Genomic DNA, 19,140 nt, shown 5'->3' with positions numbered 1-19,140 from the left:
CAAGGATGAATACACGTCATAAGTTGTTCGGCGCCAGCGTGCTGGTGCTGGCGATCAGCGGTTGCGCGGTCACCAGTGAGCCGATTGAGCGCAGTGTCAGCGAGCAACGCGCCCGCAATGATCTGCACGGTATGTACACGGGGCAGGAACCCCTCAGCGGCCCGCTTACCTTGCACCAGGCCATGGCCCGCGCCGTGAAATACAACCTCGAAGGCCGTTTGAAGGTGATGGAAGAAGCCTTGGCCAAGCGTCAGTCGGACCTCTCCAGCTTTGACATGTTGCCGCGCATGGCGCTGTCCGCCGGCTACGCTGGGCGCAACAACACCAACGCCTCCAGCAGCCAGAGCGTGCTCACCGGCACCCAGTCCCTGGAACCGTCGACCTCCCAGGACCGCGACCGCCGTGTGGCGGACTTGACCATGGTGTGGAACGTCCTCGACTTCGGCGTCAGCTACATCAGTGCCAAACAGCAAGGCGACCAGCGCCTGATCATCCAGGAGCGTCGGCGCAAGGTCATCAACACCATCGTCCAGGACGTGCGCTCGGCCTATTGGCGAGCGGTGGCGGCCGAGCGTCTGCTGACCCAGATCGACAGCCTGATGGTACGGGTCGACCAGGCCCAGACCGACAGCCAGAACATGAGCGAACAGCGCATCGGCGACCCGATCCAGGCCCTTGGATACCAGCGCTCGCTGATCGAAGCCACGCGCCAGTTGCAGGAACAGCGCCGCGCCTTGTCCCTGGCCAAGACCGAACTGGCGACCTTGATCAACTTGCCGATGGGCACCGACCTGAAACTGGCCACGCCGGACGATTACGTGGTGCCCCAGCTCAAGGTCAACCTGGCGAGCCTGGAACAGGAAGCCCTGGCCAATCGTCCCGAACTGCGCGAGCAGGACTACCAGACCCGCATCAGCGCCGCCGAAACCCGCAAAGCCATGCTGCGCCTGTTGCCCGGCCTGGAGTTCTCCGCCGGCGGCCATTACGACAGCAACTCGTTCCTGGTGGACAACCGCTGGGCCGACTACGGCGCCAAGATCACCTGGAATCTGTTCAACGTGATCTCCGCCCCGGCCGCCATCGACGTCGCCAAGGCCGGTGAAGAAGTCGCTACCGCTCGGCGCCAGGCCATGTCCATCGCGGTATTGGCGCAGGTCTACGTGGCCAACGCCAACTTCCAGGACGCCGTGCGCCAGTTCAAGACCAACGAACAACTGGCCAATATCGACGGGCAAATCCTCACCCAACTGCGCAACCGTCACGAAGCGGCGGGCCTGGGCGAACTCGACCTGATCCAGGGCGAGCTCAACACCCTGCAAGCCGACCTGCGCCGCGACCTGGCCTACGCTGACCTGCGCAACGCCTACGGCCAGATCTTCGCCAGCGCCGGTCTCGACCCGCTACCGGAGCAACTGGACTCCGACCGCGTGCAAAGCATCGCCACCGCCCTGGCCAGCCGTGAATCGGCCTGGGCCGCCGGCAACATCACCGCACCGGTGCCGCGTGCCCTCGTCCAATAACCTGGTGGCGCCGACGGCGAGCATCACCCGCCGTCAACGCGAGGCGCGCAATGGCCATCGCGGTGTGGCGATCCTGCTCACCGGCTTGCCCGCCTCGGGCAAGTCGACCCTGGCCCAGGGCCTCCAGGCCGCGTTCTTCGAACAAGGCCGCCAGAGCATCGTGCTCGACGGCGATGCCTTGCGCGTCGGGCTCAACAAAGACCTGGGCTTTGCCGACAGTGACCGCCTGGAAAACATCCGCCGCGCCAGCGAACTGGCGGCGCTGCTGGTGGACCACGGGCATATCGTGATCCTGGCGCTGATTGCGCCCCTGGTGCAATTGCGCGCGGTCTTTGCCGAGCGCCTGGGGGCTGACTATCGCGAAGTGTGGTGCAGTGCCTCGCTGGCCGTCTGTGAGCAGCGCGACCCCAAGGGCCATTACGCACGCGCACGGCGGGGCGAGCTACCGGGTTTTACCGGCATTGGTTCGCCCTACGAGCCACCGCCCCACGCGTCGCTGGTACTGGATACCGGCGTGCTGTCGGCACCGCAGAGCGTCGAGCGGCTGTTGGCCTGGCTGGTGCCTGAACTAGACTCTGGGAAATCCTCTTCTTAGGAGTCCGCCATGCAATCGCCCGTGCACAGCTTGCCGTCACTGTTCAAACAGCTTGGACTGCCGGATGACCCGGTCAGTATTGATCAGTTTGTGACCGCCCACTCGCCACTCAAGCCGGATCTGAAATTGGCAGATGCGTTTTTTTGGACAGACAGCCAGAGAGCGTTTTTGCGTGAGGAAATTCTGGACGATGCGGATTGGGCGGAAGTGGTGGATGAGTTAAATCTGATGTTGCGGGGTGGGCGAGGGGTGTAAAAAAATTAGAGAAATCGCGAAAACTTGAAAAAATCGGGTGAGAGTTGAAAAAAACTGGGCTTTAATCGCGTAAGTGAACTTTTTTTGAGGTTGCGCGATGTCTTTTGTTGGTTATGCCCATCTCCATCAATCCCTCGGGTTAAAAGCCATTGCGCCTACCCGGGCCGCGATGATCAAGCCAGTCACCCGGATTTCGATCATAGGTGATTGCCTCGCGGTTCCTCAGGCTGTTGCGCCCGTCACTGGCGCAGTGCTCGACCATATTCTTTTCGCCCTCAAACACGAAGGTATCAACCTTGGCATTCTGGCTCAGGCGCTTGAAACCGTCAGCGCAGACCAGTTATTGAACGAGCTGGATAAGGCACCTAACGGAGTATTTATTCGCAAGGTCTGTTACTTATGGGAAGGCCTGACCCTTCAGCAGCTCAATTACAGCAAGCCGATCAATAGCCGCGTTTCTCCCTTGTTTGACCCTCAACGTTACGTGACGGGACCGTCAACGCGTAATTCCCGCTGGCGCATCGACTTTAATGGGCTGGGCTCTTTGGCTTATTGCGCGACCGTAGAGCGGACGCCGGAAATTGACGCTTTACGGAGCCTCGACATCCTCGGCCGCGCCAAATCCTTCATGGCCACCCTCCCACCCGAAATGATGGACCGTGCCATCCAGTGGGCCTACTTCCACGAAACGCGCGACTCGTTCGCCATCGAAAAAGAACAACCCAGCGAAGAAAAATCCCGCCGCTTCGTTCATCTATTACGTCAGGCCCACGAAGGCCGCTTGCTGACCGAAGACTACTTGGTAGATCTGCAGAACAACACCGTCTCCAACCCCTTCGACAAAGCCGTCGCGTTTCGCCATGAGCAGAATCATCTGCACAACGGCCTGCGCGGTGCGGCGGGCGTCAGCTATGTTCCTCCAGCCCCTGAACTTTGCCAGGAACTGATGGAAGAGCTGATGGCCTTCGCCAATCAGCCTGTACGTGAGGTCGACCCCTTGGTAGCGGCGGCGGTCACTGCGTTCGGCTTCGTATTCCTGCACCCGTTTATGGACGGCAACGGGCGATTGTCGCGCTTCCTGATCCATCAAACGCTCTGCCATTACGGGGCACTGGAAAACGGCCTGCTGCTGCCGGTGTCCGTCGCGATGAAGCACGAAGAGCAAGCCTATCTGGCTGCACTCAAAGCCTTTTCCCAGCCGACGCGTGAATTCTGGAACGTCACGTGGCTGGACGGCGATCAAATGGCCTTCGACTTCATCGGCCACCCCTCGATCTACCGCTACTGGGACGCCACTCACTGCGTCGAATTCACCCTGCAAATGGCCCGCCGCGCGCTGGAAGTGGAACTGCGCGAAGAAACCGAATTTCTGGACCGCTACGACCGCGTGATCAAGGCCGTGAATCAACGCTTTGATGTGCGCGGCAGCGATTTGTCGAAGTTGGTAATGATGTGCCTGGATAACGAGGGCAAGGTTTCCAAGCACCGACGCAAGCAGTTTCAGTACAGCGTGTCGGAGGAGGTGTTTGAGTTTATTGAGGAGGAGGTGGGGGATGCTCTGCGTGACATTGGGAAATTTCCTATCGACTAAACGGAAGTGGACGATAGTGGCCGGTGGGAGGGAGTCGCTATTAACAGGCGCTAACTCCCTGCTCTGGACACAACGTGAAACGCCTGGTCCCACACAACGAAATTGAAGGCTATGAACTCACAAAGATCGAGAGTCCCTATTTTGCAGGATTAAAAGTTCGAGAGTTTTTTCGTGCCCCATATGCGCTGCCCGGGTTGAGTGAATTGCTCAGTGAGTGCGGTCTTTCTCCCGTTTGCTGCTCCGCTGAAAAAGACCAACGGCGGGTTTTGGATAAACAGGCAGCCGGTGAGTGGTTGTTTGTGATGGACTATCCCTTTCTCCCTTTAAGTCGCGAATGTCGCGTTAAATATGGACATCTAATGGGACGCCGACTTTATGTCGGCCTGGCAAATGGGAGAAGGTAAGCATCGATTACGATGGAGTTAAAAATACCGCGATACTCGCTGCTAATCGGTTAGTTTCAGCAGCTGATGAGGGAAGGGTATTTCTCTCGGATGGGAAAGGTCTCGCGAACACCACTAGAGTTATGACTCAACGGTGGGTAAGGCTTGATAGTCGAGATGATCAACTTGCCCACCGATCAGTTGAGCGTCGGTATGGAGAGCTGCGGCATATAAAACAACGTTATCTGGAGGGCGATGACAACTGGCAGGTGGGTGGTAAGTCATGGCATTGGCAGCCTGTAACACCGGATGTGGCCTATGAGTACAAGGAAGCAGGAAAATGACGCGCAAGCATGTTTTTTGGTTTTGGGGAGCCATGGATGCCCTCTATCTGATTCGGTATGCAGTGGCCAGCGCAATAGCGGGAAGAATTCCTTATTTGAGCGATCTTGAAAGTGCTTTATGGGGGCTGCGTGATCATAGTGTTGTGCAGTTATACATGTTCGGCTTTGCCATGCTGCTGCAAGTTTCCATCGTAATCTCGTGCTTGCTGTTCTTTCTTGGACATGAACAGGTGAGGTGGGTTACTTACCTTCAAACACCCTTGCGATTGGCTTTTATTGTGCCTTCTGTTTCGCTGTTGCTGGTAGGTGCTCAGTTTTTTCCTAACTACAACTTGGTGTTAATGGTTGCGTTAGTCGTTGCGTCCGAGGCAGTGAAAATCTGGAGCGTCTGGCGGTGGAGCAAAAGGTGCTGATGTTTTCCAGCAGGGCCGCTTAGGAGACTGAGCGCTCAATAAGCCGGTTGCACAGACCCAACCATCCACTTGGTCACGGCCACACGGATCCCCCTGCGCGATGTGATGGGCCAAAACAAGCGCCGCCTGGATGGCCAGGCCGCACAGCAACCCTGAAGCCGACACCGATCCAAAGGTGGGAGGGGGCTTGCCCCCGATGGCGGTGGATCATCTAATGAATCTGTTCACTGACGCTCCGCTATCGGGAGCAAGCCCCTCCCACATTCGTCCTGCGGTGTTGTCACTGGATCGCTCCATCCATCGCTAAATTGTTTCTAAACTTGACGCAATTCGATGCGTCCATCATATTGATAGTTAGCAAACTAACTTTATGCGAACTATCCAGTGCCTCAATCCCTCGAACAACTCCAGATGAACCTCAGCAGCAGCATGGTGGTGGGCGCCCGTAACTGGCGCAAAATCTGCCAGAGCACGCTGGTGAGCTATGGCATCTCCGAAGCCTGCGCCGTGCCGTTGTTGATGATCGGCCGCCTGGGCGACGGGGTGCACCAGGTAAAAGTCGCCCAGGCCTCCGGGATGGAAAGCCCGTCGCTGGTGCGCCTGCTCGACCGGCTGTGCCATGACGGCTATGTGTGCCGTACCGAAGACATCCACGACCGCCGCGCCAAGGCCCTGAGCCTGACCGAGCGAGGTCGCGAGTTGGTGCAGGCGGTGGAGATGCAACTGGTGCGCCTGCGTCGCGAAGTGCTGGCGGACATTGCGACCGCCGACATGGAAGCGGCACTGCGTGTACTGCGGGCTTTTGAGGCGGCGACGCTTTGAGCGGATTTTTTACCGGCTTTCCGCCCGCCCGTGACTGGTTCTATGGGGTTCGTACATTCGCCGCGTCCATGATCGCGCTGTACATCGCCATGCTCATGCAAATGCCGCGTCCCTACTGGGCGATGGCCACGGTGTATATCGTCTCCAGCCCGTTTGTCGGCCCTACCAGTTCCAAGGCGTTGTACCGCGCCATCGGCACCTTGATGGGGGCGGCGGCGGCGGTGTTTTTTGTGCCGATGTTCGTGCAGTCGCCGTACATCCTGGTGGTGGTGATCGCATTGTGGACGGGCACCTTGCTGTTCCTCTCGATGCACCTGCGCACCGCCAACAACTATGCCTTGATGCTCGCCGGCTACACCTTGCCGCTGATCGCCCTGCCGGTGGTGGATAACCCGTTGGCGGTATGGGATGTCGCCGAGGCGCGTACCGAAGAAATCTTCCTCGGTATCGCGGTCGCAGCGGTGGTGGGCGCCATGTTCTGGCCACGGCGGCTGATGCCGGTGTTCGATGGTTCGGTGGCCAAGTGGTTCAGCGACGCTCAGGTCTATAGCCAGCGCTTTCTTTCGCGCAATGTGCAGCCGGAAGAAGTCAGCACCCTGCGCGGCGGCATGGTTGCCACCTTCAATACCCTTGAGTTGATGATTGGCCAGTTGCCCCACGAAGGCGCGCGGCCGCAGACGGTGCGCAACACCAAGGAACTGCGCGGGCGCATGATCCATCTGTTGCCGGTGATCGATGCCCTCGACGATGCGCTGTACGCCATCGAGCACCGCGCGCCGCAGTTTCTCGACCCGCTCACGCCGCTGCTGGAAGCCAGCCGGCAGTGGCTGGAAAACACCACGGAAAGCGCACCGCTGGAACTTTGGCGCGCCCTGCGTGACCAGGTCGACGCCCTGCAACCCCACGGCGAAGCGCTGGACGACCGCCACACGCTGCTGTTCTCCAACGCCCTCTACCGCCTTGGTGAGTGGATCGACCTGTGGCAAGACTGTCGCAGCCTGCAAGCCGCCATCCAGTGCGAGAGCCAGGACTCCTGGCGCGCCGTTTACCGCCACTGGCGCCTGGGCCGGCTCACGCCGTTCCTTGACCGTGGCCTGATGTTCTACTCGGCGTTTTCCACCGTCACCGCGATCATTGTCGCTTCGGTGCTGTGGATTCTGCTGGGCTGGACCGACGGCGGCAGCGCGGTGATCCTGGCAGCGGTGGCCTGCAGCTTTTTCGCCTCGATGGACGACCCGGCGCCGCAGATCTATCGGTTCTTTTTCTGGACCGCCATGTCGGTGCTGTTCGCCAGCCTCTATCTGTTCCTGGTACTGCCCAACCTGCATGACTTCCCGATGCTGGTGCTGGCGTTCGCGGTGCCGTTTATCTGCATCGGCACGCTGACCGTGCAGCCGCGTTTTTACCTGGGCATGCTGCTGACGCTGGTAAACACCTCGTCGTTCATCAGCATCCAGGGCGCCTACGACGCGGACTTCCTCAACTTCGCCAACGTCAACCTGGCCGGGCCCGTGGGCCTGTTGTTCGCCTTTGTGTGGACGTTGATCGCACGGCCGTTCGGCGCCGAACTGGCAGCCAAGCGCCTGACCCGTTTCAGCTGGCGCGACATCGTCGGCCTGACCGAGCCCGCCACCCTGAACGAACACCGCTACCTGGCCGTGCAAATGCTCGACCGCCTGATGCAGCACCTGCCGCGCCTGGCGTTGATTAACCAGGACACCGGCAGCGCCCTGCGCGACTTGCGCGTGGCGCTCAACCTGCTCGACCTGCTGGCCTATTCGCCGCGCATCCTCGGCGTACCGCGGGTGCTGCTCAACCAGGTGGTGGAAGGCGTGGGCGGTTACTTCAAGGCCTGCCTCAAGGCGGGTGAACGCTTGCCCGCGCCCAGCGGTCTGCTGATGACCCTCGACCGCACGCGCCGCGCCCTCAACGGCCAGGGCCTGCAAGACGAAGACGATACCCGCCTGCACCTGTTGCACGCGCTGGCCGGCCTGCGCCTGGCGTTGTTGCCGGGTGTGGAATTCATTGGCGGCACGGAGATGGAAGCGCCGCTACCCGATGGAGCGCCTTTATGATCGGTGATCTGGATATCAGCGGGGTGTTCCTGCCCACGCTGCTGGTGCTGATGGGCATTACGTACGTGTTGTTCCTGGTGGTGCACGGGCTGTTGACCCGCGTCCACTTCTATCGCCTGGTCTGGCACCGGGCATTGTTCAATGTGGGGCTCTACGCGCTGTTGCTGGGCGCGGTGGACTCACTCAGTCGATACCTGATGACATGAAAAAACCTTTTTTGACCATCGGCCGTGTAGTCCTGACGTTGTTGATCGTGAGCTTCGCGGTCGTCGTTGTGTGGCGCATGGTCATGTACTACATGTTTGCGCCCTGGACCCGTGACGGGCACATCCGTGCCGACATCGTGCAGATCGCGCCGGACGTATCCGGGCTGATCCAGCGCGTCGATGTGCGTGACAACCAACTGGTGACCAAGGGCCAGGTACTGTTTGCCGTGGACCAGGACCGCTTCAAGCTGGCCCTGCGCCAAGCCCAGGCCGCCGTGGCCGACCGCCAGGAAACCCTGGCCCAGGCCCAGCGCGAGTACAAGCGTAACCGTGGCCTCGGCAACCTGGTGCCCAGCGAGCAACTGGAAGAAAGCCAGTCCCGCGTTGCCCGCGCCCAATCGGCCCTGGCCGAAGCGCAAGTGACGGTGGATTCGGCCCAACTCAACCTCGACCGCTCGGTGATCCGCAGCCCGGTGGACGGCTACGTCAACGACCGCGCGCCGCGTACCCAGGAGTTCGTCACCGCCGGGCGCCCGGTGCTGTCGGTGGTGGACAGCAATTCGTTCCACATCGACGGCTACTTCGAAGAGACCAAGCTCGACGGTATCCACGTCGGCATGGGCGTCGACATCCGTGTGATCGGCGACAACGCCCGCCTGCACGGGCATGTGCAGAGCATCGTCGCCGGTATCGAAGACCGCGACCGCAGCAGCGGCTCGAACCTGCTGCCCAACGTCAACCCGGCGTTCAGCTGGGTACGCCTGGCCCAGCGGATTCCGGTGCGCATCGCCTTTGACGATGTACCGGCGGACTTCCGCATGATCGCCGGGCGTACGGCCACCGTGTCGATTATTGGCGACAAACCCAATGAGGGAGCCAAGCCATGAAGCAGCTTTGGGCAACCGCTGCGCTGGGGTTGTTGCTGTCGGCCTGCCAAGTGGTGGGGCCGGATTACAAGCTGCCGCCAACGTCTGCCGTCAACCGTGCTGACCTGCAGGGGCACCTGGCGGGTGAGGGCCACAACGTGGTATCGGCGCCAGTGCCGGCCGACTGGTGGAAGCTCTACAAGGACCCGCGCCTGGACGAGTTGGTGCGCCAGGCCATGGCCTCCAACACCGACCTGCGCGTGGCGGCCGCCAACCTGCAGCGCTCGCGCTATCAGACCCAACAGGCTGAATCCGCCGGCGGCTGGAGTGCCGGTGCGAAGGCCGAGGTGCAGCGCCTGCAGGAATCCGGCGAAGCTTTTTTGCAGGCGGAAAAAGTGCCGGTGGATAACATCGGCAGCGTAGGCATTACCACCTCATATCAATTCGATCTGTTCGGCACCTTGCAACGTGGCATCGAAAGCGCCCAGGCCAGCGCCGATGCGGCCCAGGCCGCCGTGGATATTGCGCGCATCACCCTGGTGGCCGATGTGGTGCGCTCCTACACCCAGGTGTGCGCGGCCAACGAAGAGCTGGCGATTGCCAACGAGTCCCTCGACCTGCAAGCCCAGAGCACCAAGCTGACCCAACGCCTGCGCGACGCGGGCCGTGGTGATGAAACCCAGGTCACCCGCTCGCAAACCCAATACAAATCCTTGCGCGCCGACATGCCGCGCTACGAAGCGGCGCGCCAGGCCGGGCTGTTCCGCCTGTCGATGCTGCTGGCCAAGCCCGTCGACCAACTGCCGGCGGGCACCGGCAGCTGCGCCGAGTTGCCGCACATCGCCCAACTGTTGCCGGTGGGCGACGGTGCGGCACTGCTCAAGCGTCGCCCCGACGTGCGCCAGGCCGAGCGCCAACTGGCCGCCGCCACCGCGCGTATCGGCGTGGCCACCGGCGCGTTGTACCCGGACATCGCCATCGGCGCCACGGTGGGCACCGTGGGTCTGCTCGACAACCTCGGACAGCCCGCGACCAACCGCTGGGGCTTCGGTCCGATGATCAGTTGGACGGTGCCGACCAACGGCGCCCGTGCGCGCATCCACGAGGCCGAAGCCGCGACCCAGGGCGCGCTGGCGCATTTCGACGGTGTGGTACTCAACGCCATCCGCGAAACCCAGACCGGCCTGGCGCAATACACCGCCGTGTTGCAAAGGCGCGAGGCGCTGGCTGACGCCGAGCAATCGGCCCAAGAGGCTGCGGACCAGACCCACCGGTTCTTCCAGGCTGGCCGTGAATCGTTCCTCGCCGACCTGCAAGCCACCCGCACCTACACCGCGATGCGCGCGCAACTGGCGGCGGCGAACACCCAGGTTGCCATGAGCCAGATCGATCTGTTCCTGGCCCTGGGCGGCGGCTGGGAAAGCGGACGAACGCAAGCGTCACAGCCCGGCAAACCCTGAGCGAATGACTATGCTTTGTCAGGTGGAGCGCACTGCGGTTTGACGGGCAGGCGCTCCCCAGACACTGCTCGCGTTTGCTCATGGGGATTCCAATAATGAAAAACCCTTATGCTCCCGCTTTCTGGTGCGTGCTCTTCGCACTGGTGTTGTTATCGGCCGCGTATTTCTACGGCGTCATGCTCGCCCATCAACTCGACAAGGCCATGGTGTTTCTCGACAGCGCCTGCCTGGTGATCGGTTCCTTGTCCATCGGCGTGGTGGCCTGGGCCTCCTACCAGAACCAACGCGTGAAGAAAAAACTCCTCGAACAAGGCAAGACCCGCGTGGCGATCTGGGATACAAAGGTCGCGCTGCGTCGGGTCGAAACCGTGTTCGACCGCTATTTCTGGGGCAGCTATTGGCAGCCGGGGCGCACCTTCCAGGAAGTCATGGGCGACCTCACCGGCACGCCCCTGGAAAAAAGTCTCGACGTTCTGAAAAAACAGTGTGTGTTGCTTGATCGGCAGGTCGCCGATGGCAGGCATTGGCTGAATAACGCGCGGGAATTGTCCGACGTTGCCACGCAGATGGCTCGTGAGCGCTACCAACTGGACTTCTGCGACCCCAAGACCGACACCCCCGGCAATGCGGTCATACACCGCGAGTTTGAGGTGCTGGTGTACACCTGGACGGCGCGCCTGAAGACCTTCGACCACCAGCTCGACGAGATCGAATTGGAGTATTCCTGACGTAGCAGTGGTCGAGTAGAACGAGGCCGCGTTCGAGGACGAAGTCCTCGTAAAACCAGCACGCACGGTTTTTGATAAGCCAAGGTGCGTGGTTTTACGACTGCTTCGCAGTCGAACGCGGCCTCGCTGCGCTCGACCGCTGCTACGGAGCCTATGCTAACCTCTCCCGGATTTTTCGGCGGGCTTGAGCCAACCCCAACAGGGTCCAAGGAAGACAGCCCACTTCTCACAGGATTTGATCAGGTCACTTCATGAATAAGCCAGCAGTCGTTCTTTTGGGTTTTGTTGTCGCCGTAGGCGTCGTTAGTGCAGGCGGCGCCTGGTACACCGGTAAACAACTGGAGCCGGTGCTGCAAACCGCGATCCAGAACGCCAACAAGGAACTGCGGACCTCCATGGCGGGCGTCGATGGCACCGTGGACCTGGAGCTGGTGTCCCTGGAGCGTGGCGTGTTCAGCAGCACCGCCCATTACCGCTTGAAAGGCCAGGGTTCGGTCTTCGGCGAAGACAACCCTAATCCGGAACTGCTGTTCGTCGACCATATCGAACACGGGCCGCTGCCGTTCTCGCGCCTGGTGACGCTCAAATGGTTGCCGGTCATGGCCACCAGTCACTACGAACTGGAAAAGAACGCCACCACCGAGAAGTGGTTCGCCGCCGCTAAAGACGTGTCGCCGCTCAAAGGCGTGGCCAATATCGGCTATAGCCGCTCGGTCAACGGTAACATCGAATTGCTGCCCCTGGAGTTCAAGGACGCCGCAGCTTCGGCGAGCTTTTCTGGCGCCAACCTGAATTTCGACAGCACCGCCGAAGGCCAGAAGGTCAAGGCTGACGGCTTCATGAACAGCTTCAAGATCGCCGGGCTAGACAGCAAGGGCGAACACTTCGAAGCTCAATTGTCTGGCCTGACCCTCGCCAGCAACCTGGAAAAATCCACCTTTGGCTTCTACACCGGGCAAAACACCGTTGAGCTGACCGACAGCACGTTCACCTTCGGCCCGCAGAAAGCCGTGCTGACGGTCAAAGGCTTCGAGCAGAAAGACTCCAGCGAAACCAAGGACAACAACCTGGCCGGCCGTGTCGACTACAAGATCGACGAGATCGGCTACCAGGGCAAACCCGTGGGTTCGGCGGCCATGGCCTTGAGCATGAAGAACGTCGACATCCCGGCCATGCTGGTGCTGACCAAGCTTTACCAGGACAAGATGCAGCCGGTGCAAGCCGCTGCCGCAGCGGGCGAGCCCGCACCTGAGCTGCAACTGACCGAAGCCGAGCAGGCCCTGGCCGAAGCGAACGTCAATCAGGTCCTGGCCGCCAAGCCGCAAATAGCCGTGGAAAACCTGTCCCTGAAAACCACCCATGGCGAAAGCAAATTCAACCTGCTGGTGGACCTGGCCAAGCCGGCGTCCATGGAGCTGCCACCGGTCGAACTGGGCAAGCAGATGATTGCATTGCTGGATGCCAACCTGACCCTGTCCAAGCCGATGATTGGCGACGTTGCCGCCTTGCAAGCGCAACTCGGTGGCGTGACCGACCCGAAAGCCATTGAGCAGCAGTCCCAAATGGCCGCCGAGATGGTCAGCGGCATGGCGGTCGGCACTCAGTTGGCGACCCTGGTCGGCAGCGACGTGGTGTCCAAGTTGCACTACGCCAACAATGAAGTGACCTTCAACGGCCAGAAGATGACCGTCGAGCAATTCATTGGTTTTGTGATGGCCAAGGTCGGCGCGGTCAGCGGCGCACAGTAAAGATTTCGCCATCGCCCGGAAATAAATAATGTGGGAGCGGGAGTGCCCGCGATAAGGGTCAAACAGTCGACGCGCGTGTCGGCTGGCACCCCGTTATCGCAGGCAAGTCCGCTCCCACATTCACATTTCAGAGGGGCCGCGCAATTCTGAACAATTGTTTTGAATTGGTCTTTTTCCTACTTTCCTAAGAGATAGTTCACACAGGAAAGCTAGGCCGGGTCATTAGACGCCGGCACCCTGCGGCAATTCGCTCAGGACCACCTATCGTTACAGCTTTCCGTGTGTAAGGAAGCTCACGATATGTTGCGAAACCTACCACTCAGTGCATCAGGCCGGTTGCGACTGCTCGTCGGGGCAGCCTTATGCAGCCAATTACTGATGCCCACCTTCGCCATGGCCGATCCGGCCTATGACGCGCTGATTATTCAGGCGCGCAACGGCAACTTCACCCCCGCCCTGACCCAATTGCGCCAACTGTCCGCCGAGCGCCAGACGCCAGGCCAGGTCAGCGATCATGTGGTGATCGCCGGTTGGGCCGGCCAGGACGCCGAAGTGCTGAAGGTGTACGAGGCCCAGGGTAAAAACCGCAACCTCAGCACCCAGGCGCTCGCCACCGTTGCGCGTACGTATCGCAACCAGCGGCAATGGGCCCAGGCCGAGGCGGTCTATCGCCAGGCGTTGCTGCGTGAACCGAACAATGTCGACCTGCAACTGGGCCTGGCCCTGACCCAGGCCGACGGCGGCAAAACCAGCGAAGCCGTGCAGCGCACTCGCGCGCTGGTGGCGGCCAGGCCCGATGACCCCAACCGCCGCATGGCCCTGGGTTATGCACTGACCCGCGCCGGCTTGAACTACGACGCACTGTTTGAGTTCGACCAGGCGTTTATCCGCGCCAGCGACAAACCTGACGTCGCCCGCGAATACATCGTCGCCCTGCAAAAGGCCCGCCTGCCGGAAGCCGCGTTGCGCCTGTCGGCCCAGCGTCCTGGCCTCTTGGACCCGGTGACCCAGCGCCGCCTGGAAGGCGACCTCGCCGCCGAACGCGTGCGCATGGCCGAATTTGCCACGCGCAGCGAAAAAGAACGTTACGTGATTGCCGACCGGGCCCTGGCGGACTACGACAAACTGCTCGCCCGCTGGACGCCTGACGCCACCGCCCATGACGATGTGGTGCGCTGGCGTATCGACCGCCTCGGTGCACTCAAGGCGCGTGCGCGTACCGCCGAGGTGATCCGCGAATACGAAACGCTTAAGGCCGAAGGCGTGCAACTGCCGACCTACGCAGTGCGTTGGGTGGCCGCGTCCTACCTCGATCAGCGCCAGCCGGAACAAGCCGAGCCGCTGTACCGCCAGGCCCTGAGCGCCACCGACGCCGAGCCCGATGATCGGGTCGAAGACACCACCGCACTGTTCTACGCCTTGCAGGAAAGCAACAAGGGCGAGGATGCCAACGAGGTCGCCAAGGGACTCGCCAACAGCCAGAACCCGCGGGTCGAACTCAAGGGCTTGCCCATCGGCAACCCCAACGACGCGTGGATGGACGCCCAGCAACTGTCGGCCCAGGCCGGCGTCTACGGCGGCGACCTGCCGGGCAGTGAAGCTGGCCTGGAAGCGCTGGTAGCGAAAGCCCCCGGCAACGTAGGCCTGCGCCTGGCCCAGGCTGACATGTACCGCGCCCGCGACCTGCCACGGCGCGCCGAAGGCGTTCTCAAGGAAACCGAAGCCCAGGCCCCGCGCGACATCGGCCTGGAAGTGAGCCAGGCCTACACCGCCATGGACCTGCAGGAGTGGCGCCAGCTCGATGTGCTCACCGACGATGTGGTCGCGCGCAACCCGGACAACCGCCAGGTGCAGCGCCTGAGTCGCCTGCGCGACGTGCATGACATGGCCGAGCTGCGGGTCGAGGCCTATACCGGTAAAAGTTTTGGCGGCGGCAATGACGGTGATGCGGGCGCTGTCGCGGGTAGCCGCGATTGGGGCATTGAGAGTCGGATCTACACGCCGCCCATCGACGAAGACTGGCGTGTATTCGCGGGCGCCGGGTACGCCAAGGCCGATTTCAGCGAAGGCACCGGCCAGCATCGCTGGCAGGTCGTGGGCGTGGAGCGGCGCACCCGTGACATGACCATTGAAGCCGAGGTCTCCAACCATTCCTACGGCGATGGCTCCAAACAAGGTGCCGCGATCTCGATTGCCCGCGACATCAACGACAATTGGCAATACGGCGGCAGCCTCGGCTACCTGCTGAGTACCACGCCGTTGCGCGCGTTGAATGACGGGGTCACGGCCAACGGCGGCAGCGGCTTTATCCGCTGGCGCGCCAATGAAAGCCGCGAATGGAAACTGACCCTCAGCCCCTCCCATTTCAGCGATGGCAACGACCGCTTCGAAGCCTTGCTCAGCGGCCGCGAAGGCCTCTACAGCTCGCCGAAAGTGCAAGTGGACCTGGGCCTGGAAGTCGGCGCCAGCCGCAACAGCAAGGAAGACACGGTGTACTTCAACCCGAAGTCGGACTTCACCGTGTTGCCCGTCCTCAACATCAACCATGTGCTCTATCACCGCTACGAGACCCAGTGGAGTCAGCAGTTCCAGGTCGGTGCGGGTACGTATAGCCAGCGGGATTACTCCACCGGTGGCATCGGTCTGGTGGGCTATGGCCAACGCTTTCGCTGGAACGACGTCCTGGAAGCCGGCGCCAACCTGAGCCTGATCAGCCGACCTTATGACGGCGATCGCGAACGCGATCTACGCCTGCTCGTCGACCTCACTTACCGTTTCTAAAAGAGCCTGACCATGACCTTCCTCAGCCGTTGCTTGTTGGTTCTGGGCGTATTGCTGGCCAGTGCCTGCGCCCAGCAACCCGCACCTTTCACTCCACCCGCCGAGCGGCCGACACCGCCCAACGAAGCGGCGTGGCCGAAAAACCACTTCCTGGGCATTGCCTACCATGACGTGTCGGACCGCGATCCTGACCAGGCCGTGGTGGCGGTGCGCACCGAGCGATTGATCGAACAGTTGGCCTGGCTGCGCGAGAACGGCTACCAGGCCGTCAGCGTTGACCAGATCCTGGCTGCCCGCCGTGGCGGCCCCGCGCTGCCGCCCAAAGCCATCATGCTCAGCTTCGATGACGGTTATTCCAGCTTCTACACCCGCGTAATGCCGATTTTGCGCGCCTATCGCTGGCCGGCCTTGCTGGCGCCGGTGGGCTACTGGATCGACACGCCGATGAACAAACCGGTGGACTTCGCCGGCTCGCCACGGCCGCGCGGCGAGTTCCTCACCTGGCAGCAGATCCGCGAAGTGTCGCAATCGGGCCTGGTGGAAATCGCCGCGCATACCGATGCCAGCCACACCGGGATCCTGGCCAACCCCCAGGGCAACCTTGAGCCGGCGGCGACATCGTTGCGTTATGACCCGGCCACTGGTCGCTATGAAACCCAGGCGCAGTTCGATGCTCGTCTACGTGCGGATGTCGTGGCGATCTCCAACAAGATCCAAACCGTGACTGGCAAAAAACCACGGGTATGGGTGTGGCCGTACGGCGCCGCCAAGGGCACCTCGCTGGCAATCGTCGGCGAGCAGGGCTACCAGATGGCGCTGACCCTGGAAGACGGTCTCGACAGCTCCAATGACTTGATGAACAGCCCGCGCTTCCTGGTGGCCTCCGACCCGGACGGCGAGCATTTCGCCAACAGCATCGTCGCCGTGCAAACCCCGGCGCCGCTGCGGGTGCTGCATGTGGACCTGGACAACGTCTACGACCCGGACCCGGCCCAGCAAGCGCGCAACCTCGACCAATTGGTGCAACGCGTGGTGGACATGGGCGCCGGTACGGTGTTCCTGCAAGCCTTCGCCGACCCCAAGGGTGATGGCCTGGTGCACGAACTGTACTTCCCCAACCGTCACTTGCCGGTGCGCGCCGACCTGTTCAACCGCGTCTCCTGGCAGTTGCATACCCGTGCCCATGCCGCCGTGTATGCGTGGATGCCGGTGTTGAGTTTTGCCCTCGATCCCAAGCTGCCCCGCGTGACGCGCTGGGACCCGGAAACCGGCAAGGTCGGCACAGACCCGGACCAATACAAGCGCCTGTCGCCGTTCGACCCGCAGGTGCGCAAGATCATTGGCGAGATCTATGAAGACCTGGCGCGCAACAATGCCATCGACGGTGTGCTGTACCACGACGATGCGGTGCTCTCGGACTTCGAAGACGCCAGCCCCGCCGCGCTCAAGGCCTATGCCGCCAACGGCCTGCCGGGCAGCATCGAGGCCCTGCGCGCCGACCCGGCGGTGATGCAGCGCTGGACGCGTTTCAAGAGCCGCTACCTGATCGACTTCACCAAAGAGCTGACCGCCAAGGTCCACGCCATCGGTGGGCCGCAGGTGCTGACCGCGCGCAATATCTTCGCCGAGCCGATGCTCAACCCGGCGAGCGAGGCCTGGTTCGCCCAAAACCTCGATGATTTCCTCCAGGCCTATGACTGGACCGCGCCGATGGCCATGCCGCTGATGGAAGGCCAGGAGTACAAGACCTCCAATGCCTGGCTGGAGAAGCTGGTGGCGACGGTCAAGGCGCGTCCCGGCGCGATGGAACGCACGGTGTTCGAACTGCAAGCCAAAGACTGGCGCACCAAGGCCGCGCCGGATATCGACGCTGTGCAGATGGCTGAATGGATGGCTGTGCTCAAGCGCCAGGGTGTCACGAGTTTTGGCTACTACCCGGACAACTTCCTGGAAAACTCCCCGGACCTGAAGACTGTGCGTCCGGCCCTTTCCAACCAATGGAACCCTTGACCATGTTCGACAGAATCCTGGCTTTATTCGTGCTGGCACTGGTATTAGGCGTGCCCCTGGGCCTGATCTTCCTGGTCACCGGGCAGTTCCTGATGGACTTCGTGTTTTTCTACCCGCTGTTCATGTCGGCGCTGTGGATCGCCGGCGGTTTGTACTTCTGGCTGCACTGGGAGCGCCACTGGCCCTGGGAAGAAGACACCCCGGCGCCAACCCTGGCCGGCAACCCGCTGATCTCGATCATCATCCCTTGCTACAACGAAGGGGATAACGCCGCCGACACCATCCATGCGGCGCTGGGCCAGTTGTACCCGAACATCGAAGTGATCGCGGTCAACGACGGTTCCAAGGACAACACCGCCGCCGTCCTCGACGCCCTGGCGCTGGAGCATCCACGCCTGCGGGTGCTGCACCTGGCGCAGAACCAGGGCAAGGCCGTGGCCTTGCGCATGGGCGCGGTGGCCTCGCGCAGCGAATACCTGGTGTGCATCGACGGCGATGCGCTGCTGGATAAAAACGCGGCGGCCTACATGGTCGCGCCGATGCTCGACAACCCGCGTCTGGGTGCGGTCACCGGCAACCCGCGCATTCGCACACGCTCGACCTTGATCGGCCGCGTACAGGTAGGTGAGTTCTCCTCGATCATCGGCTTGATCAAGCGCACCCAGCGCGTATTCGGGCGGATCTTCACGGTGTCGGGTGTGGTGGTAGCGTTCCGTAAAAAGGCGCTGGACCGCATCGACTACTGGAGCACCGACATGATCACCGAGGACATCGATGTCAGTTGGAAGCTGCAACTCGATCACTGGAGCATCTTCTACGAGCCGCGTGCCCTGTGCTGGATCCTGATGCCCGAAACCGTCGGCGGCCTGTGGAAACAGCGCCTGCGCTGGGCCCAGGGCGGCGCCGAAGTGTTGTTCAAGAACATCCGCGGTATCTGGCAGTGGCGTCATCGCTACCTGTGGCCGCTGCTGTTCGAGTACTGCCTGTCCACCGGTTGGGCCTTTACCTTCCTGCTCTCGGTGATTTTCTGGGTCATGGGCAAATTCATCGTGCTGCCGCCGGCGATCATGGTGGACTCCCTGGTTCCCCCGGCCTTTACCGGCCTGGTGCTGGCGATGGTGTGCCTGGTGCAGTTCGCAGTGAGCATCCTGATCGACCGCCGCTACGAGAAAGACCTGTGGAAAACCCTGTTCTGGACCGTGTGGTACCCGATGGTGTTCTGGCTGGTCAGCCTGTTCACCACCCTGGTCAGTTTCCCCAAGGTGCTGTTCAACCAGCACCAGAAGCGCGCGCGCTGGGTCAGCCCGGATCGCGGTATCAAGCCTGTTGAAGAGGAGGCGTGA

General features: G+C 61.7%; 16 protein-coding genes. All 16 read left to right on the top strand.

Annotated features, from left to right (window positions below):
- The first annotated feature begins 5 nt into the window (after positions 1–5).
- The 16 genes from FIV39_RS28060 to pgaC all read left to right on the top strand — a co-directional run bounded on the left by FIV39_RS28060 (position 6) and on the right by pgaC (position 19,140).
- Complete coding sequence (locus FIV39_RS28060; protein ID WP_090401209.1) at positions 6–1,520, top strand: TolC family protein; 1,515 nt, start codon at positions 6–8, stop codon at positions 1,518–1,520.
- Positions 1,504–2,115 carry an adenylyl-sulfate kinase gene (gene cysC, locus FIV39_RS28055; protein WP_090401208.1) on the top strand — a complete coding sequence of 204 codons (612 nt, stop codon included), beginning with the start codon at positions 1,504–1,506 and terminating at the stop codon, positions 2,113–2,115. Before FIV39_RS28060 ends, cysC begins: the two co-directional genes overlap by 17 nt.
- A 9-nt stretch (positions 2,116–2,124) precedes the next feature.
- On the top strand, positions 2,125–2,370 hold the full coding sequence (locus FIV39_RS28050) for a DUF2789 domain-containing protein (RefSeq protein WP_090401207.1): 246 nt from the start codon (positions 2,125–2,127) through the stop codon (positions 2,368–2,370).
- Between the two features lie 97 nt (positions 2,371–2,467).
- The gene (locus FIV39_RS28045; RefSeq protein ID WP_090401206.1) at positions 2,468–3,961 is read left to right on the top strand and encodes a Fic family protein; all 1,494 of its coding nucleotides are present in this window, start codon (positions 2,468–2,470) and stop codon (positions 3,959–3,961) included.
- Positions 3,962–4,035: 74 nt separating this feature from the next.
- A complete protein-coding gene (locus FIV39_RS28040; RefSeq protein WP_143513839.1) occupies positions 4,036–4,365 on the top strand; it encodes a hypothetical protein in 330 nt (109 codons plus the stop codon).
- Between the two features lie 319 nt (positions 4,366–4,684).
- Positions 4,685–5,101, top strand: coding sequence for a hypothetical protein (locus FIV39_RS28035; RefSeq protein WP_090401205.1), 417 nt, complete (start codon positions 4,685–4,687; stop codon positions 5,099–5,101).
- 411 nt (positions 5,102–5,512) lie between these two features.
- A complete protein-coding gene (locus FIV39_RS28030; RefSeq protein ID WP_090401204.1) occupies positions 5,513–5,923 on the top strand; it encodes a MarR family winged helix-turn-helix transcriptional regulator in 411 nt (136 codons plus the stop codon).
- Positions 5,920–7,998, top strand: coding sequence for an FUSC family protein (locus FIV39_RS28025; RefSeq protein ID WP_090401203.1), 2,079 nt, complete (start codon positions 5,920–5,922; stop codon positions 7,996–7,998). Before FIV39_RS28030 ends, FIV39_RS28025 begins: the two co-directional genes overlap by 4 nt.
- Entirely contained in the window at positions 7,995–8,204 is a 210-nt protein-coding gene (locus tag FIV39_RS28020) for a DUF1656 domain-containing protein (RefSeq protein ID WP_012721577.1), read from the top strand. The genes FIV39_RS28025 and FIV39_RS28020 overlap by 4 nt, the downstream gene beginning before the upstream one ends.
- A complete protein-coding gene (locus FIV39_RS28015) occupies positions 8,201–9,091 on the top strand; it encodes an efflux RND transporter periplasmic adaptor subunit (protein WP_090401202.1) in 891 nt (296 codons plus the stop codon). The genes FIV39_RS28020 and FIV39_RS28015 overlap by 4 nt, the downstream gene beginning before the upstream one ends.
- Positions 9,088–10,530 carry an efflux transporter outer membrane subunit gene (locus FIV39_RS28010; protein WP_090401201.1) on the top strand — a complete coding sequence of 481 codons (1,443 nt, stop codon included), beginning with the start codon at positions 9,088–9,090 and terminating at the stop codon, positions 10,528–10,530. The genes FIV39_RS28015 and FIV39_RS28010 overlap by 4 nt, the downstream gene beginning before the upstream one ends.
- 95 nt (positions 10,531–10,625) lie before the next feature.
- Positions 10,626–11,258 carry an NADH:ubiquinone oxidoreductase subunit N gene (locus FIV39_RS28005; protein ID WP_090401200.1) on the top strand — a complete coding sequence of 211 codons (633 nt, stop codon included), beginning with the start codon at positions 10,626–10,628 and terminating at the stop codon, positions 11,256–11,258.
- Positions 11,259–11,509: 251 nt separating this feature from the next.
- Positions 11,510–13,006 carry a YdgA family protein gene (locus FIV39_RS28000; protein WP_090401199.1) on the top strand — a complete coding sequence of 499 codons (1,497 nt, stop codon included), beginning with the start codon at positions 11,510–11,512 and terminating at the stop codon, positions 13,004–13,006.
- A gap of 300 nt (positions 13,007–13,306) precedes the next feature.
- A complete protein-coding gene (gene pgaA / locus FIV39_RS27995) occupies positions 13,307–15,787 on the top strand; it encodes a poly-beta-1,6 N-acetyl-D-glucosamine export porin PgaA (RefSeq protein WP_090401198.1) in 2,481 nt (826 codons plus the stop codon).
- A gap of 12 nt (positions 15,788–15,799) precedes the next feature.
- The gene (pgaB, locus tag FIV39_RS27990; RefSeq protein ID WP_090401197.1) at positions 15,800–17,797 is read left to right on the top strand and encodes a poly-beta-1,6-N-acetyl-D-glucosamine N-deacetylase PgaB; all 1,998 of its coding nucleotides are present in this window, start codon (positions 15,800–15,802) and stop codon (positions 17,795–17,797) included.
- A 2-nt stretch (positions 17,798–17,799) separates the two neighbouring features.
- The gene (gene pgaC, locus FIV39_RS27985; RefSeq protein WP_090401196.1) at positions 17,800–19,140 is read left to right on the top strand and encodes a poly-beta-1,6-N-acetyl-D-glucosamine synthase; all 1,341 of its coding nucleotides are present in this window, start codon (positions 17,800–17,802) and stop codon (positions 19,138–19,140) included.

Source organism: Pseudomonas grimontii (assembly GCF_007858185.1).
In the GTDB taxonomy this organism is placed as follows: domain Bacteria; phylum Pseudomonadota; class Gammaproteobacteria; order Pseudomonadales; family Pseudomonadaceae; genus Aquipseudomonas; species Aquipseudomonas grimontii.
This window is presented reverse-complemented; position numbering and strand designations above follow the sequence as displayed.

What these genes read in the sequence shown, in the direction of transcription:
- FIV39_RS28060 (WP_090401209.1), top strand. Translation starts at nt 6, where the DNA reads ATGAATACACGTCATAAGTTGTTCGGCGCCAGCGTGCTGGTGCTGGCG.
- FIV39_RS28050 (WP_090401207.1), top strand. Translation starts at nt 2,125, where the DNA reads ATGCAATCGCCCGTGCACAGCTTGCCGTCACTGTTCAAACAGCTTGGA.
- FIV39_RS28045 (WP_090401206.1), top strand. Translation starts at nt 2,468, where the DNA reads ATGTCTTTTGTTGGTTATGCCCATCTCCATCAATCCCTCGGGTTAAAA.
- FIV39_RS28035 (WP_090401205.1), top strand. Translation starts at nt 4,685, where the DNA reads ATGACGCGCAAGCATGTTTTTTGGTTTTGGGGAGCCATGGATGCCCTC.
- FIV39_RS28030 (WP_090401204.1), top strand. Translation starts at nt 5,513, where the DNA reads ATGAACCTCAGCAGCAGCATGGTGGTGGGCGCCCGTAACTGGCGCAAA.
- FIV39_RS28020 (WP_012721577.1), top strand. Translation starts at nt 7,995, where the DNA reads ATGATCGGTGATCTGGATATCAGCGGGGTGTTCCTGCCCACGCTGCTG.
- FIV39_RS28015 (WP_090401202.1), top strand. Translation starts at nt 8,201, where the DNA reads ATGAAAAAACCTTTTTTGACCATCGGCCGTGTAGTCCTGACGTTGTTG.
- FIV39_RS28010 (WP_090401201.1), top strand. Translation starts at nt 9,088, where the DNA reads ATGAAGCAGCTTTGGGCAACCGCTGCGCTGGGGTTGTTGCTGTCGGCC.
- FIV39_RS28005 (WP_090401200.1), top strand. Translation starts at nt 10,626, where the DNA reads ATGAAAAACCCTTATGCTCCCGCTTTCTGGTGCGTGCTCTTCGCACTG.
- FIV39_RS28000 (WP_090401199.1), top strand. Translation starts at nt 11,510, where the DNA reads ATGAATAAGCCAGCAGTCGTTCTTTTGGGTTTTGTTGTCGCCGTAGGC.
- pgaA (WP_090401198.1), top strand. Translation starts at nt 13,307, where the DNA reads ATGTTGCGAAACCTACCACTCAGTGCATCAGGCCGGTTGCGACTGCTC.
- pgaB (WP_090401197.1), top strand. Translation starts at nt 15,800, where the DNA reads ATGACCTTCCTCAGCCGTTGCTTGTTGGTTCTGGGCGTATTGCTGGCC.
- pgaC (WP_090401196.1), top strand. Translation starts at nt 17,800, where the DNA reads ATGTTCGACAGAATCCTGGCTTTATTCGTGCTGGCACTGGTATTAGGC.